We start from the raw sequence: 15,598 nt of genomic DNA on the forward strand, positions 1-15,598 counted from the left end.
CGCTACGGTCCGACATGTGAACGGTCAGCCGAACGGTGGGTCGAACGGTGCGCAGGACGGTGCTCGCGGACGGGTGGTGATGCCGGTCCGCTGGTCCGACGTGGACCTGTTCGGGCACGTGAACAACGCGGCGTTCCTGCGGTACCTGGACGACGCCCGGTTCACCCTGTTCCCGCAGATGGGCGTCGACGAGTCGGGCGCGCTGACCGCCTCGCTGCTGGTGGTGGCCAAGCACGAGATCGACTACCTGGCACCGCTGACGTTCCGCCCCGTGCCGTTCGTCGTCGAGGTGTGGGTGCCGCGGACCGGCCGGTCGTCGGTGGACATCGCCTACGAGATCCGGGACGCACCGGAGGACGGCGCCGTCTGCCTGCGGGCACGCACCCGGATGGTGCAGCTGGACGCCGCCACCCACCTGCCGCGGCCGTTCACCGACGAGGAGCGGGCGGCGTTCGAGGCGTACGCGGGCCCGGAGCCGCAGCTGCACGGCTGGTGAGTCATATACCCACGGGGGTATGCTGACGACCCGTCCACCGGAGGTGCCGTGTCCCAGCTGCCGTCGGAGCCGTCGACCCGGCCGTCGTCCGCGACACCCGTCCTGCCGCCGCCCGAGCCGCTGCCCGAGCCGAGCGACGGAGCACGGCGACGACGCCTGGTCACCGTCGTGCTCGCCCCGCTCGTCCTGGCCGTGCTGCTGGCAACGGTCGGCGCCGCCGGGCCGGTGTGGACGGCGCTCGCGGCGGGGGTGTCCGTGCTGGTCGCGCTCACGGCGGCGACCTATGTGCCCGACGCGCGTCGGCCCTGGGCCTCTCGCCTCGGCTGCACGCCGTGCGCCGGCGTCGCGGGTGGTGCGGCCCTGGTCGCGCTGGTGGTCCTCGCGACGGCGCCCGGTGACGTGGGTCAGGCGATGCTGGGCGCGGCGATCGCCGGCGCGGGGCTGCTGCAGCGGGTGCGCGGTGCCGGTGAGGCGTGCCCGACGCGGCCTGCGCCCCGCTCCTGACGGCGGCTCAGCCGAGCGGTCGGGCCTGCTCGTCCACGAGGCGCGCGACGAGGGCCGGGACCGCCTGGTCGATCGGCTCGCGGATCACCTCGGCCGCGAGGTGGTCGTACGGCGTCGGCTGCGCGTTGACCACGACGAGCCGGGCGCCGCGGTCCACCGCCAGGCCGGCCAGGCTCGCCACCGGCTGGACCGTCAGCGTGGTGCCGATGGCGACGAACACCTCGGCGTCCGTCGCCGCGTTCACGGCCCGCTCCAGCGCCTCGTCGGGAAGCCGCTCGCCGAAGTAGACGATGTCCGGCTTGAGCACGCCTGCACCGCACTCGGTGCACCGCGGGTCGGGCTCGTCGGCCAGGCGGGCCAGCACCTGCTCGGTGGGCCAGCGGGCGCCGCAGCGCATGCACGACGTCGTGGTCAGCGTGCCGTGCAGCTCGACGACGTGCCCCGGGTCGGACCCGGCACGCTGGTGCAGGCCGTCGAAGTTCTGCGTCAGCGCCGCGATCAGCAGGCCCGCACGCTCCAGCTCGACCAGCGCGCGGTGCGCGGCCGTCGGCTGCGCCGCCCACGCCGGATGGTCGCGCCACATCGCCCAGCCGCGCGCCCGGACGTCGGCGGAGGCCATGTACCGGCCGATCTCGAGGAGCTCGGCGGAGGCGGGGTCCTGCGTCCACACGCCCTGCGGTCCGCGGAAGTCGGGGATGCCCGAGCCGGTGGAGATGCCCGCCCCGGTGAGGACGGTGACGGTCGGCTGCGGGCCGTGGTGGTGGTCGTGGTGGTCGCTCATCGCGCCGCCGACCGTACGCCGGTGCGGGACGGGTGCGGTGCGTCGTACCGGCGGCACTAGGACCTAGGTCCTAGGTCGCCTTACGGTGTGACCGTGGCAGTGGGGGAAGGTGCGGTGGGGGAGCACGCGGGTCGCGGCCGCGAGGCGGACCGTCCTGGTCGTGGTTCGGAGGCAGACCTCGGCGACCGTGCGGGCGGTGTCCTGCTGTCGGCGATCCTCGGCATGGCCGGCGATCTCGACGTGGCCAGCCTGCTCGAGCGCTTCGTCGCGGCGAGCGCCGAGCTGACCGGAGCGCGGTACGGCGCGATCAACATCGTCGACGACACGGGGACGTCGATCACCTTCGTCCAGACCGGCGTGGACCCGGCGACGGTCGCCGCACTGGGCCACCCGCCGCACGCGTGGGGCGTGCTCGGGTCGATCCCCGACCAGGGCGTGCTGCGGCTCGACGACCTCACCGACCACCCGCACTTCCGCGGGCTGCCGGCCGCGCACCCGCCGATGGGCCCCTTCCTCGGCGCCGCGGTCCGGGGGCGGGGCCAGCGGTACGGCACCCTCTACCTGGCGGACAAGCCCGGTGGGTTCGGTCAGCAGGACGAGGGCGTGGTGCTCACGCTCGCGGCGGCGGCGGCCGTCGCCGTGCAGAACGCCGCGCTGTACCAGCTGCAGGTGCGCCGGCAGCGGTGGGCGCAGGCCGCCGCGCAGATCTCGACGATGCTGCTCGAGGGCGCCGACGCGGAGGACGTGCTGCAGGCCGTCGCCGATGCGGCGCGCCAGGTGGACGGTGCCGACGGGACGGTGCTGATCCTCCCCACCCCGGACGAGGCGCTGATCGTCGAGATCGTGTCCGGTGACGCGGACGACCTGCTCGGCCTGGACGTGTCCGACGAGCCGCTGGTGCGCCAGGTGTTCGGCGGGCAGGACGGGCACGTCAGCTCGGCGGCCGCGGTGACGCCGGGCTCACCGCTGGGCCGGTACGGACCGATGCTGCTGGCGCCGTTGCGCACCGAGGGGCAGGGGGTCGGCGTGCTGGCGGTGCTGCGGCGCCCGGGCGCGCTGCCGTTCGAGCCGGACGACGTCGAGCTCGCCACGTCCTTCGCGCAGCAGGCAGCGCTCGCCTTCGTGCTGGCCGAGGCGCAGCACCTGCGCGGTCAGGCGGCGCTGCGCGGCGAGCGTGCACGGATCGCGCGGGACCTGCACGACCTGGCGATCCAGCAGCTGTTCGCCGCCGGGATGCAGGTCGAGGCCGTCTCGAGCAACGCGTCGGAACCCGTGGGCGCCGGCGTCGCCCGTGCCCTGGACGAGGTCACGGAGCACATCGACGCTGGCATCCGGCAGATCCGGGTGATCGTGCGCGCGCTCGACGACCCGGACGCCAGCGTGCCGCTGGTGGCCCGCATCCGGGCCGAGGTGGAGATCGCGCGCGGGGCCCTCGGGTTCACCCCGGCGCTGTCGGTGCAGGTGGACGGCGCCGAGCTCGACGTCGAGGACGAGGGGGAGCCTGCCGGACCGGTCGACGACCTCGTCGCGCCCGGACGGGCCAACAACGTGGTGGCGGTGGTCCGGGAGGGGCTGGCCAACGTGGCGCGGCACGCGCGCTCCCGACGGGTCGACGTGCGGCTGCGCGTCACCTCCGGACCGGGCGGCTCAGTGGTCGTCGAGGTCGAGGACGACGGGGTCGGCGTACCGGCCGCCCCGGAGCGCTCGTCGGGCACCAAGAACCTGGCGCTGCGCGCCCAGGAGGCGGGCGGCTCGTTCTCGCTGCTGCGCCCGCCGTCGGGCCGCGGCGCGCTGCTGCGCTGGTCGGCGCCGCTCGACTGAGCCCGTCCCACGCCGCTGCCGACCCGACCCCGACGCCGCCGTCACGCCTGCGGCGAACACGGGACGACCGGGCTGCACCCCGCCGTTAGCATCGAACAACGCCGCTTCGTCGGCTCCGTGCAGCCCACGCGCGCGGGTCCCGAAGCTCGCCGCTCGTGAGGAGTGCACATGTTCGAGAGATTCACCGACCGAGCCCGTCGCGTGGTCGTCCTCGCCCAGGAAGAGGCGCGGATGCTCAACCACAACTACATCGGCACCGAGCACATCCTCCTGGGCCTGATCCACGAGGGTGAGGGTGTCGCGGCCAAGGCGCTGGAGTCCCTCGGCATCTCGCTCGAGGCGGTCCGCGCCCAGGTGATCGAGATCATCGGCGAGGGTCAGCAGGCCCCGTCCGGTCACATCCCGTTCACGCCGCGCGCCAAGAAGGTGCTGGAGCTGTCGCTGCGCGAGGCGCTGCAGCTCGGCCACAACTACATCGGCACCGAGCACATCCTGCTCGGCCTGATCCGCGAGGGTGAGGGCGTCGCCGCCCAGGTGCTGGGCAAGCTCGGCGCCGACCTGAACCGCGTCCGCCAGCAGGTGATCCAGCTCGTCTCCGGCTACCAGGGCAAGGAGCCCGTGGCGTCCGGCGGCCCGGCCGAGGGTCAGCCCTCCGGCAGCGCCGTGCTGGACCAGTTCGGCCGCAACCTGACCCAGGCCGCCCGCGACGGCAAGCTCGACCCGGTCATCGGGCGCGAGAAGGAGATCGAGCGGGTCATGCAGGTGCTGTCCCGCCGCACCAAGAACAACCCGGTGCTCATCGGGGAGCCCGGCGTCGGCAAGACGGCCGTCGTCGAGGGCCTCGCGCAGGACATCGTGCGCGGCGACGTCCCCGAGACGCTCAAGGACAAGCAGCTGTACACGCTCGACCTGGGCGCGCTGGTGGCCGGCAGCCGGTACCGCGGCGACTTCGAGGAGCGCCTGAAGAAGGTGCTCAAGGAGATCCGCACCCGCGGCGACATCATCCTGTTCATCGACGAGATCCACACCCTCGTCGGGGCGGGTGCCGCCGAGGGCGCCATCGACGCCGCCAGCATCCTCAAGCCGATGCTGGCCCGCGGCGAGCTGCAGACCATCGGGGCGACCACGCTCGACGAGTACCGCAAGTACGTCGAGAAGGACCCGGCCCTGGAGCGGCGCTTCCAGCCGATCCAGGTGGCCGAGCCGACGCTGGCGCACACGATCGAGATCCTCAAGGGCCTGCGGGACCGGTACGAGGCGCACCACCGCGTCTCCATCACCGACTCGGCGCTGGTCGCCGCCGCCACGCTGGCGGACCGGTACGTCAACGACCGGTTCCTGCCGGACAAGGCGATCGACCTGGTCGACGAGGCGGGCGCGCGCCTGCGCATCCGCCGCATGACGGCCCCGCCGGAGCTGCGCGAGCTGGACGAGGAGATCGCCAAGACGCGCCGCGACAAGGAGTCGGCGATCGACGAGCAGGACTTCGAGAAGGCCGCGCGCCTGCGCGACACCGAGAAGCAGCTCGGCCTGCGCCGCACCGAGAAGGAGAAGGCGTGGAAGAACGGTGATCTCGACGCCGTCGCAGAGGTGGACGAGGAGCTGATCGCCGAGGTGCTGGCCAACGCCACGGGCATCCCGGTGTTCAAGCTCACCGAGGAGGAGTCCAGCCGGCTCCTGCGCATGGAGGAGGAGCTGCACAAGCGCGTCGTCGGGCAGGACCAGGCGATCCACGCGCTGTCGCAGGCGATCCGTCGTACCCGTGCCGGTCTGAAGGACCCGAAGCGGCCCGGTGGGTCGTTCATCTTCGCCGGCCCCACGGGCGTCGGGAAGACGGAGCTGGCCAAGGCGCTCGCCGAGTTCCTGTTCGGGGACGAGGACGCGCTGATCCAGCTGGACATGAGCGAGTTCTCCGAGAAGCACACGGTCTCGCGGCTGTTCGGCTCGCCCCCCGGCTACGTCGGGTACGACGAGGGTGGTCAGCTCACCGAGAAGGTGCGCCGCCGTCCGTTCTCCGTCGTCCTGTTCGACGAGGTGGAGAAGGCCCACGCGGACATCTTCAACTCGCTGCTGCAGATCCTGGAGGACGGTCGTCTGACCGACTCGCAGGGCCGGGTGGTCGACTTCAAGAACACCGTGATCATCATGACCACCAACCTCGGCACGCGGGACATCGCCAAGGGCATGATGACCGGCTTCCAGGCCGGCGGGGATCTGTCGACGTCCTACGAGCGGATGAAGACCAAGGTCAACGACGAGCTCAAGACGCACTTCCGTCCGGAGTTCCTCAACCGCGTCGACGACGTGGTCGTGTTCCCGCAGCTGTCGCAGCCGGAGATCTTCGCGATCGTCGACCTGATGGCAGCCAAGCTGGACGCCCGCCTGCGCGACAAGGACATGGGCATCGAGCTCACCCCGGCGGCCAAGAAGCTGCTGTCGGAGAAGGGCTACGACCCGGTGCTCGGGGCACGGCCGCTGCGCCGCGCCATCCAGCGGGACGTCGAAGACGCGCTGTCCGAGAAGATCCTGTTCGGCGAGCTGAAGTCCGGGCAGCTGGTGATCGTGGACGCCGAGGGCGAGGGTCTGCTCGGGGAGTTCACGTTCCGCGGGGTGCCGATCGGGGACCGGGGCAAGCAGCCGGTGGCCGTGGGCGCCTCGGTGGGGACGCCCAACTCCGGCATCGACGTGCCGCCGGCCCCGCCGGCGCCGTCGCTCGGCGACGGTGGGACCGGGCTGATGCCGGCCTGACGCACCACAGCGGTCCCGAGAGGGCCTCGTCCCGGTTCGCCGGGGCGGGGCCCTCTCGTCGTTCGCGGGCCGCGGGGCGCCGCGCGTGCCTGCGGCGCGCGCCTAGTGAGGTAGGACGATGGTCCCGGAGGGCCCGACGGCATCGGCGCAGGTGGCGCGATCGGCCGACCGGATGGTGACCCGGGGTCGTGCCGAGGGGCCCTGACGTGCCAGGATCGCCCGCTCGTGGAGCACAGTCGCGGTCAGTCCGCCCCCAGGAGCATCTTCCGGCGCACCTCTCCGGAGGACGCGCTCGCCGCGACGCACGACCCGCACCGGCAGCTGCGGCGGACGCTGACCCCCTGGGACCTGGCCGTGATGGGCGTCGCGGTGGCGGTCGGCGCCGGCATCTTCTCGGTCGGTGCGACGGCGGCGGCGAACTACGCAGGACCGGCCGTCATCGTCTCGTTCGTCGTGGCCGCCATCGTCTGCGGCCTGGCGATCATGTGCTACGCCGAGTTCGCGTCCTCGCTGCCCATCGCCGGGTCGGCGTACACGTTCTCCTACGCGACCATGGGCGAGGGTGTCGCCTGGGTGATCGGGTGGGACCTGATCCTCGAGATGCTGCTGGCCGCCGCCGTCATCGCCAAGTTCTGGGGCGTGTACGTCGGGGACGCGCTGGGGCTGTTCGGGCTGCACGTACCCATGTCGTTCCACGTCGGCGGTGTGAGCGTCGAGTGGGGTCCGGTGCTGGTGGTCGGCATCTTCACCACGCTGCTGGCGATCGGCACCCGCCTGTCCACCCGCGTGAACGCGGTGTTCACGGCGCTGAAGGTGGGCATCACGCTGTTCGTCGTCGTCGCCGGCTTCGCGTACGTCAAGGCGGCCAACTACCACCCGTTCGTGCCGCCGTCGCAGCCGTCCACGGCCGGCACCTCGGCGCTGCACCAGTCGCTGTTCGGCTGGCTGCTCGGCTGGGCCCCCGCCACGTACGGTGCCGCCGGCATCCTCTCCGGCGCGGCGCTGGTGTTCTTCGCGTTCATCGGCTTCGACGTCGTCGCGACCACCGCCGAGGAGACCAAGGACCCGCAGCGCACCATGCCGCGCGGCATGCTCGGTGGCCTCGCGGTGGTGACGGTGCTGTACATCCTCGTCAGCGTCGTGGTGACCGGCATGGTGCCGTACACGGAGCTGGCCAAGTCGGCCAGCCCGTCGCTGACCACGGCCTTCGTGCTGGTCGGTGCGACGTGGGCCGGCAAGGTCATCTCCGTCGGCATCGTGCTGGGCCTGACGTCGGTGGTGATGGTGCTGCTGCTCGGCCTGACCCGGATCGTGTTCGCGATGAGCCGCGACGGGCTGCTGCCGCGCGGCCTGTCTCGCACGTCTCCGCGGTTCGGCACGCCGGCGCGGCTGCAGGTGGGCGCCGGGGTGGTGGTCGCGCTGATCGCCGGCCTCTCGCAGGTGCACCTGCTCGAGGAGATGATCAACATCGGCACGCTGTCCGCGTTCGTGCTGGTCAGCTTCGGGGTGCCGGTGCTGCGCAAGCTGCGTCCCGACCTGCCGCGCGGGTTCCGGGTGCCGTGGTCGCCGGTGCTGCCGTGGATCTCGGGCGTCGCCTGCCTGTGGCTGATGCTCAACCTGACGACGCTGACGTGGCTGCGGTTCGCCGTGTGGCTGGCCGTCGGCGCCGTGGTGTACGCGACGTACTCCTACCGGCACAGCCGGCTGGGGCGTGGCGAGGTGGTGCAGGCGCGCGAGGAGGACTCGCTGCTCTGACGGCCGGGGCCGGGCTGGCCGCCGTCCACCCGCCGTCGGCCCGCCGTCGCCTCGTCGGCGTCCCCGTCGTACGAGGGTCGTCCGGGCGGTGAACGTTGGACGAACACTGCGCGCACCCACCCGTCCGGCCGTATGCCGTTCGTCGTGCGGGATGGACCATGCTCCGCGTGCCGAACGACGTGAACCTCCTGGTCCGGGCCGCGCGCGCGACGGGCGCGACCCGTCCCGCCGTCATGCGAGACCTGGTCCGACCGCTGACCGTGACCGACGGGACCACCCCGATGAACGAGCTCGAGGTGCTGTTCCGGTCCCCGCACCTGCCGTGCATCGGTGTGCAGGACCCCGACGACCCCTCCCGGCTGGGCCTGCTGACGCGGACCCGGTTCGCCGAGGCGATGACCGGACGGCTCGGGTTCGGCCGGGCGGTGCTGACCCGGCAGCCGGTGGCGCAGGTCGCCGACTGGAACCCGCTGGTGGTGGACGAGCAGACGGCGGTGGTGGAGACGGCGGTCCGGGCGATCGAACGGCCCGTCGAGTCGCGGTTCGACGAGGTGCTGGTGCGGGCGGACGCCTGGCAGATGGTCGGTACCGGCGACCTGATCGGCGCCCTGGTCGCGGCGCTGACCGGCCGCTCGCTGCACGACCCGCTGACCGGCCTGCCGTCCCGCGAGCTGGTGCGGCACACGATGCGGGACTGGGCGAAGCTGCTGCGCGGCACGCAGCGCCGTCTGGTGGTGCTGCTGGTGGACGTCGTGGAGTTCGGCGCGATCAACGCGGCGCACGGCGAGGCCGTCGGCGACCTGGTGCTCCGCGCGATCGCCGAGCGGCTGACCCAGGTGGTGCCGAGCGGTTTCCTGGTGGGCCGCACGGGCGGTGACGAGTTCATGGTGCTGGGGCTGCTGCCGGCGGCCGTCGAGCAGCGGGCGCCGGCGCAGCGCGAGGAGCTGCGGGTGCAGGTGGCCGCGGGGCTCGCCGGCTCGCCGGAGGACGGGACGGAGGGGCAGCTGCCGCCGCTGCGCGTGGTCGCCGCGGCGTCGACCCCGGGCTGGGCGGACCTGGACCTGCTGATGCAGGACGCGCAGCGGGCGATGCGGCTGGCCAAGCGCGGTGCTGAGGGGCTGGCTCGGTCGGCGGGCGCCGCCTGACGGGCGTCGGCGGTGGCTGGCGGGCGGCGGCTGACCGCGCGTCAGGACCAGCGGAGGGTCGCCTCCGGCAGCGCCTGGACGAAGTCGCGGGTGTCCGGGTGCACCGGGTCGGCCAGCACGTCGCGCAGGCTGCCGGTCTGGACCAGCCGCCCCTCGGCCAGCACGTGCACCCGCGTGGTCAGCTGCTCGAGCAGCCGTACGTCGTGCGAGGCGAGCAGAAGCCCGATGCCTGTCGGACCGACCAGGGCGAAGATCCGCTCCGCGACGTGGTGACGCATGGCGGGGTCGAGGGCCGTGAGCGGCTCGTCGAGCAGCAGCACGTCCGGCCGGGCGGCGAGGGCGCTCGCGATCGCCAGGCGCTGACGCTCGCCGCCGGACAGGGTGCCCACCTTGCGCCGGAGCACGTGCGTGGGCAGCTCCACGACGGCCAGGGCGCCCTCGGCGTCGCCGCCTGTGGACCGGCCGGCGGCGCGCGCCTCGTCGAGCGCCAGGCGGAGCACCCGCTCGGCGGTGTGCTCCGGGTCGGCGTTGGCCAGGCCGTTCTGGTGCACCGTGCGCAGCCGGGCCCGCAGCGCCTTACGATCCCGTCGCGCCGGCTTCGCCACGCGGCGACCGTCGAACGTCACCGATCCTCGGCTCGGCACCAGCGCGCCGGCGAGGACCTGCACCAGCGTGGACTTGCCGACGCCGGACAGGCCGAGCAGCCCGAGCGCGTCGCCGGGCGAGACGTCGACGTCCACCCCGGCCAGCACCGCGGCACCGCCGTAGCCGGCCCACACGTCCCTCGCCTGCAGCAGGCCTGTCCCGTTGCCCATGACCGTCCCTCGTCGCCGTCCGGACCGCCCCGGTCCCGGTGGCGTCCAACGACCGACGCCCCACGAAGGATCCCACCGCGGCCTGAGCGGCTCGTCACACCGCCCGGCTGGTGCGGCACGGCGGACGTGCCGCGGCTCGGTCGGGCGACGGGTGCATCGACGCGATGACCCCGACGGGAGCGGGCGGCGCTCCGGTCGGGAGGCGCCTCGTGCGACCGGCGGTGACACTGACCAGATGTCGGCCGAGGGCGGTTCGGGAGCCGGCCGCTCGCGGCGACCCGGCCGCCGGGCGGCCATGCTGGTCGGTGCCTCGGTCGTCGTCGTCCTGCTCGTCGCCGGGGCGGTGGTGCTCGTCGCGCGGGGCCGCCCGGGGCAGGCGCCCGTCTCGTCGTCCCTCGGCCGCGTCCTCGGGGCCCCCGCCGCCGGGAGGTCCGGCGTCGGGCCGACCACCGGCCCGACGCCGTCCGTCGCGCCGCTGACCCCGACCGCCGACTGGCACGTCAGCTCGCCGCCCGGGACGCACATCGAGGGGTACGCCGACCGGACCAGCGTGCGCACCGACGGCCAGGTGCAGCTGCGCGTGTCCGCGACGGGCAGGTCGTTCGGCGTGACGGTGCTCCGGATGGGGTCGTACGGCTCGTCCGCGGCGGCCCGCCTGGCACACGCCGGTCCGTTCCGGGTGGTCGCGCAGCCGCCGCCGACCGTCGTCCCCGAGACCCGGACGGTCACCACGTCCTGGACCCCGACCGCGACGATCGCGGCGACGGGGTGGCCGCCGGGCGCGTACCTGCTGCGCCTCGAGGGGGACGACGGTGCCGAGGGCTACGTCCCGCTGACCGTGCGCTCGGACAGCACCGCCGGGAAGGTGGTGCTGGTCCAAGCCGTCACCACGTGGCAGGCCTACAACGACTACGGCGGCATGAGCCTCTACCACGGCAAGGACGGGATGCCGGCGAGCCGGTCGTTCGCCGTGACGTTCGACCGGCCCTACGCCGCGGCCTCCGGCAGCGGCGACTTCCTCGGCAACGAGCTGCCGCTCGTGACGTTCGCCGAGCACCTCGGGCTCCCCCTCGCCTACGCGACGGACGTCGACCTGCAGGAGGACCCGCACCTGCTCGACGGCGCCCGCGCCGTGGTGTCCCCGGGGCACGACGAGTACTGGTCGACCGCGATGCGGCAGGCGCTGACCAGGGCCCGCGACGCCGGCACCAACGTGGCCTTCCTCGGCGCCAACGCCGTCTACCGGCACATCCGGTTCGGGTCCACGCCGGTGGGACCGGATCGGCTGGAGATCGACTACAAGAGCACCGCGGACCCGATCACCGCGACCGACCCCTCCGAGTCGACGACGCAGTGGCGCTCCGCTCCCGTGCCACGCCCGGAGAGCGACCTGGTCGGGGGCTTCTACCAGTGCAACCCGGTCAAGGCGCCGCTCGTCGTGGCGCACCGGCTGTCGTGGCTCACCGACGGCCTGCAGCCCGGGCAGACGCTCGGGACGCTCGTCGGGCCCGAGTACGACCGGGTCGACCTCTCGGTGCCGACGCCCCATCCCCTCCAGGTCCTGTTCCACTCTCCCGTCACGTGCAAGCTCATGGGCCGGACCGTCCAGGACGCCGCCGACGTCACCTACTACACGACGAGCAGCGGCGCGGGCGTCTTCGACGCGGGCACCAGCAAGTGGGTGTGCGCGCTGGACGACACGGCGTGCGAAGCCGGCTGGGGCGACGCGGCGACGTACCAGGTGGTGCGGCAGGTGACCCAGAGGTTGCTGACCGAGGCGGCGAAGGGGCCGTTGGGTCGGACGCACCCGGCGCAGGACACCACGGGTGGCGCCCCGGGCCGCGACGACGGGGTCGCCGGGATCCCTGCAGGTGGCCCGACACCCTGAGTCCGGTGCGGAACTGTCAGTCGCCGCCTGCTCGATCGGCCCCTGCCTGCGCGGACCGCTGCAGCGCCCGGTCGGCGAGCGTGTCGGGGGTGCCGAACCGGTGGGCGGTGACCGTGACGGACTGCTCACGGAGGAACGTCAGCAGCTCCACCCGGCCGGACTCGGTGACGGGCTGGTGGTAGACCGCCAGGTCGGGTCGCGGTCCGGTGGCGTGCGCGAGCGCATCGGCGTCGCCGTCCACCAGCCGGATGCGGCCGGACGGCAGGGTGCGGACGGCGGCGAGCCACGTGGTGTCGTCCTCGGCGCGCACCGTGACGCCGAGGTCGTGCAGCACGGCGCCGAGCGGGGCGGGCAGCAGGTGGGACGTCGAGACCGTCACCTCGGCGCCGGCCACCAGCCCGGCGCCGACCACGCGCACCAGGGCGGCCACCGACCCGCGCCGACCGAGCCGCACCAGCACCGGCACCGGCCGGTAGCGCAGGACGTTGCGCTCCGCGCCCAGGCCGGTGACGTCGTCGGACCGGGAGAAGACGTCGCGCCAGGCCTGGGCGTCCGAGGCGAGGGCCCGTTCGAGCGGACCGGCTGCGGCGGGCGTCGCGTCGCCGGACGGCGTGACGGGTGCGCCGTCGGAGGCGGACGACGAGGTCTGGCCCGGGCCGGCCGGCCGGAAGTCCGCCTCGTCGTGCGCGAACGGCGCATCCGCCACGCCCGCGGCACGGGCCGCCTCGAGCAGCCGGGCCGCTGCCGGACCCAACGGCGCGCCGTGCCGAGCGGGCGCGGAGGCCCAGTCGACCAGCGGCACCAGGGTGTTCGGACCGCCGGCCTTGGCGCCGGGGCCCACCGCCGACCGCTTCCAGCCGCCGAACGGCTGCCGCCGCACGATCGCCCCGGTGATGCCGCGGTTCACGTAGAGGTTCCCCGCCTCCACGCGGGTCAGCCAGTGCGCCACCTCGTCCACGTCCTGGCTGTGCAGGCCCGCGGTCAGCCCGTAGTCGACACCGTTCTGCAGGTCGATCGCCTCGTCGAGCGTCTCGGCGGTCATCACGCCGAGCACCGGTCCGAAGTACTCGGTGCGGTGGAACGCCGAGCCCGCGCGCACCCCCGCGCGCACGCCGGGTGTCCACAGGCGTCCGGCGTCGTCCAGGCGTCGCGGCCGCACGGCCCAGCTCTCGCCCGGCGCCAGCCGGGTCAGGCCGTCGAGCAGCTTGCCCTCCGCGGGCTCGATCACGGGCCCCATCTGGGTCGCCGGGTCGGCGGGCAGGCCGACGCGCAGGCTGGTCACCGCGTCGAGCAGCTGGTCGTGGAACCGCCGCGACGTGCCGACCGACCCGACCAGGATCACCAGCGACGCGGCCGAGCACTTCTGGCCCGCGTGCCCGAAGGCGGAGGCGACGACGTCGCGCACCGCCAGGTCCAGGTCGGCGCTCGGCGTCACGACGATCGCGTTCTTGCCGCTGGTCTCCGCCAGCAGGTGCAGGCCGGGCCGGAAGCCGGCGAACAGCCGGGCCGTCTCGAACGAGCCGGTGAGCAGCAGCCGGTCGACGCGCGCGTCGGAGACGAGGGCCTTGCCGAGACCGTCCTCGGCGACGTGCACCAGGGCCAGGACCTCGCGCGGCACGCCGGCCGCCCACAGCGCCTCGGCCAGCACCGAGCCGCACCGGGCCGCCTGCGGCGCCGGCTTGAGCACCACCGCCGAGCCGGCCGCGAGCGGGGCCAGCACCGAGCCCGCGGCGATCGACACCGGGAAGTTCCACGGCGGCGTCGCCACGGTGAGCCGGACGGGGTGCGCGACGGCGCCGTCCGTCCCCTCGAGCTCCTCGGCGAGCCCCGCGTACCAGCGCGCGAAGTCGACCGCCTCGCTGACCTCGGGATCGGCCTGGTCGAGGGTCTTGCCGGTCTCGGCGGCCATCACCTCGCACAGGTCGCCGCGGCGCCGCTCCAGCTCGTCGGCGGCCCGCCGCAGCACCGTCGCGCGCTCGCGGGCCGGCAGGGTGCCCCACTCGGTGCCGGCCGCGACGGCGGCCGCGAGGATGCGGTCGAGCTCGGCGGGGTCGGTGACGGTGTGCTCGTCACGCGTCTTGACGCCCAGGTGCGACGACGGGACGCGGGCGAGCAGCTCGCGTGCCCACTGCCGGTTCGGCGCGAGCGAAGGGTCCGTGTCCGGGGCCGAGGCGAACGTCCGGGCATCGGACGAGGCCGCGGCGTCACGGCGGCGGTCCTGGGTGCGGCGCGGTGCCGGCACCTCGTCGCGGGCGTCCACCAGCGCCCGCAGCGAGACGAGGAACCGGTCGCGCTCGCGCGCGAAGGCCCCGTCGTCGTCGGCCATCGTGAACAGGGACGACATCACGTTCTCCGGGCTCGCGGCCTCCTCCAGCCGCCGCACCAGGTAGGCGATCGCCACGTCGAAGTGCTCGGGGTGCACCACGGGCGTGTAGAGCAGCAGCCGCCCCGTCGACCGGCGCACCGCCTCGGCCTGACCGGTGGCCATGCCGAGCAGCATCTCCATCTCCACCGCGTCCTGTACGCCCCGTCGCCCTGCCAGCAGCCAGGCGAACGCCAGGTCGAACAGGTTGTGACCGGCCACGCCGAGGTGCACGTTCGCGGTCCGCTCGGGCGTCAGCGCCCAGTCGAGCACCCGCTTGTACGCGGTGTCCGTCTGCTGCTTGGTGTCCCAGGTGGCCGGCGGCCAGTCGTGCAGCTCGGCGTCGACGTGCTCCATCGACAGGTTCGCGCCCTTGACCAGGCGCACCTTGACCGGCGCCCCGCCGCCGGCCCGCCGCGCGGCCGCCCACTCCTGCAGCCGCTGCATCGCGCCCAGCGCGTCCGGCAGGTAGGCCTGCAGCACCACGCCCGCATGCAGGTCGCGCAGCTCCGGCCGGTCGAGCAGCCGCATGAACACCTCGAGCGTCAGGTCGAGGTCGCGGTACTCCTCCATGTCGAGGGTGACGACGGTGCCCGTCGCCGCGGCGCGTCGGTACAGGGGCAGCAGGTGCTCCACCACCTCGTCGACGGTCGCGTCGAACGCCCAGGGCGCGTGCGGACCGCTGACCGACGACACCTTGATCGACACGTGGTCCACGTCGGTGCGCTCCAGCAGCCGCGCGGTGCCCTCGAGCCGCCGGTCCGCCTCCCGCCGGCCGAGCACCGCCTCGCCGAGCAGGTTGAGGTTGAGGGCGACGCCGTCGCGGCGCAGGTGGGCCAGCGCGGCTCCGAGGTGCGCGTCCGACGCGTCGACGACGAGGTGCCCGACCAGCTCGCGCAGCACCCGACGGGCCACCGGGACGACGACACCCGGCGCCACCGGCCCCGCGAGGCCACCGGCCCGCACGGACCAGCGCAGCGGCGCCGGCAGGAAGCCCGGCACGTCGCGGGACAGGGTCGCGAGCGCCCGGGCGGCCGCCGCCGGGTCCTCCGGCCGCACCACCCGGTCGATGAACCCGACGGCGAACCGCAGCCCGGCCGGGTCGCGCAGCAGCCCCGCCAGCAGGGACGCACCCCGGTCGGGCGGCACGTCGGCAGCCTCGTCGAGCCAGCGGCGCACCAGCGCCTCGACGTCGGGGACCAGGTCGAGCAGCTCGTCGTCCATCGACTCGATCGTGGCCCGGTCGGCACCGCTGCGCGCGACGAACCGCCGCACTCGGCCGA

10 protein-coding genes are annotated in these 15,598 nt (G+C 74.1%); 7 read left to right on the forward strand and 3 right to left on the reverse strand.

What is annotated here, in order from left to right; genetic code table 11:
- Positions 1–16: 16 nt before the first annotated feature.
- Positions 17–496 carry an acyl-CoA thioesterase gene (locus tag QMF98_RS01870; RefSeq protein WP_337974393.1) on the forward strand — a complete coding sequence of 160 codons (480 nt, stop codon included), beginning with the start codon at positions 17–19 and terminating at the stop codon, positions 494–496.
- A gap of 48 nt (positions 497–544) precedes the next feature.
- Positions 545–1,000, forward strand: coding sequence for a hypothetical protein (locus tag QMF98_RS01875; RefSeq protein ID WP_337974394.1), 456 nt, complete (start codon positions 545–547; stop codon positions 998–1,000).
- 7 nt (positions 1,001–1,007) lie between these two features.
- Here the strand turns inward: QMF98_RS01875 and QMF98_RS01880 are convergent, their stop codons facing one another.
- Complete coding sequence (locus tag QMF98_RS01880; protein WP_337974395.1) at positions 1,008–1,781, reverse strand: SIR2 family NAD-dependent protein deacylase; 774 nt, start codon at positions 1,779–1,781, stop codon at positions 1,008–1,010.
- Positions 1,782–1,874: 93 nt separating this feature from the next.
- Between QMF98_RS01880 and QMF98_RS01885 the strand changes: the two genes are divergently transcribed.
- The 4 genes from QMF98_RS01885 (at position 1,875) to QMF98_RS01900 (ending at position 9,250) form a co-directional block, all read left to right on the forward strand.
- Complete coding sequence (locus QMF98_RS01885; RefSeq protein ID WP_337974396.1) at positions 1,875–3,602, forward strand: sensor histidine kinase; 1,728 nt, start codon at positions 1,875–1,877, stop codon at positions 3,600–3,602.
- A 168-nt stretch (positions 3,603–3,770) separates the two neighbouring features.
- Positions 3,771–6,350 (forward strand): ATP-dependent Clp protease ATP-binding subunit, encoded by a 2,580-nt coding sequence (locus QMF98_RS01890; protein ID WP_337974397.1) that lies wholly within the window; start codon positions 3,771–3,773, stop codon positions 6,348–6,350.
- 225 nt (positions 6,351–6,575) lie between these two features.
- Positions 6,576–8,105 (forward strand): amino acid permease, encoded by a 1,530-nt coding sequence (locus QMF98_RS01895; protein ID WP_337974398.1) that lies wholly within the window; start codon positions 6,576–6,578, stop codon positions 8,103–8,105.
- A 167-nt stretch (positions 8,106–8,272) separates the two neighbouring features.
- Positions 8,273–9,250, forward strand: a complete 978-nt coding sequence (locus QMF98_RS01900; protein ID WP_337974399.1) for a GGDEF domain-containing protein — start codon at positions 8,273–8,275, stop codon at positions 9,248–9,250.
- A 41-nt stretch (positions 9,251–9,291) separates the two neighbouring features.
- Here QMF98_RS01900 and QMF98_RS01905 read toward each other — a convergent pair whose 3' ends face one another.
- Positions 9,292–10,065 carry an ATP-binding cassette domain-containing protein gene (locus QMF98_RS01905; protein ID WP_337974400.1) on the reverse strand — a complete coding sequence of 258 codons (774 nt, stop codon included), beginning with the start codon at positions 10,063–10,065 and terminating at the stop codon, positions 9,292–9,294.
- A 235-nt stretch (positions 10,066–10,300) separates the two neighbouring features.
- Between QMF98_RS01905 and QMF98_RS01910 the strand changes: the two genes are divergently transcribed.
- Positions 10,301–11,953, forward strand: coding sequence for a N,N-dimethylformamidase beta subunit family domain-containing protein (locus QMF98_RS01910; RefSeq protein ID WP_337974401.1), 1,653 nt, complete (start codon positions 10,301–10,303; stop codon positions 11,951–11,953).
- Positions 11,954–11,969: 16 nt separating this feature from the next.
- On the opposite strand, the gene QMF98_RS01915 is transcribed toward QMF98_RS01910, so the two are convergent.
- Positions 11,970–15,539, reverse strand: a complete 3,570-nt coding sequence (locus QMF98_RS01915; protein ID WP_337974402.1) for a proline dehydrogenase family protein — start codon at positions 15,537–15,539, stop codon at positions 11,970–11,972.
- Positions 15,540–15,598: the final 59 nt, after the last annotated feature.

The sequence above is a fragment of the Cellulomonas sp. NTE-D12 genome, from assembly GCF_027923705.1.
Classification (GTDB): Bacteria; Actinomycetota; Actinomycetes; order Actinomycetales; family Cellulomonadaceae; genus Cellulomonas.

What these genes read in the sequence shown, in the direction of transcription:
- QMF98_RS01880 (WP_337974395.1), bottom strand. Translation starts at nt 1,781, where the DNA reads ATGAGCGACCACCACGACCACCACCACGGCCCGCAGCCGACCGTCACC.
- QMF98_RS01890 (WP_337974397.1), top strand. Translation starts at nt 3,771, where the DNA reads ATGTTCGAGAGATTCACCGACCGAGCCCGTCGCGTGGTCGTCCTCGCC.
- QMF98_RS01905 (WP_337974400.1), bottom strand. Translation starts at nt 10,065, where the DNA reads ATGGGCAACGGGACAGGCCTGCTGCAGGCGAGGGACGTGTGGGCCGGC.
- QMF98_RS01910 (WP_337974401.1), top strand. Translation starts at nt 10,301, where the DNA reads ATGTCGGCCGAGGGCGGTTCGGGAGCCGGCCGCTCGCGGCGACCCGGC.
- QMF98_RS01915 (WP_337974402.1), bottom strand. Translation starts at nt 15,539, where the DNA reads ATGGACGACGAGCTGCTCGACCTGGTCCCCGACGTCGAGGCGCTGGTG.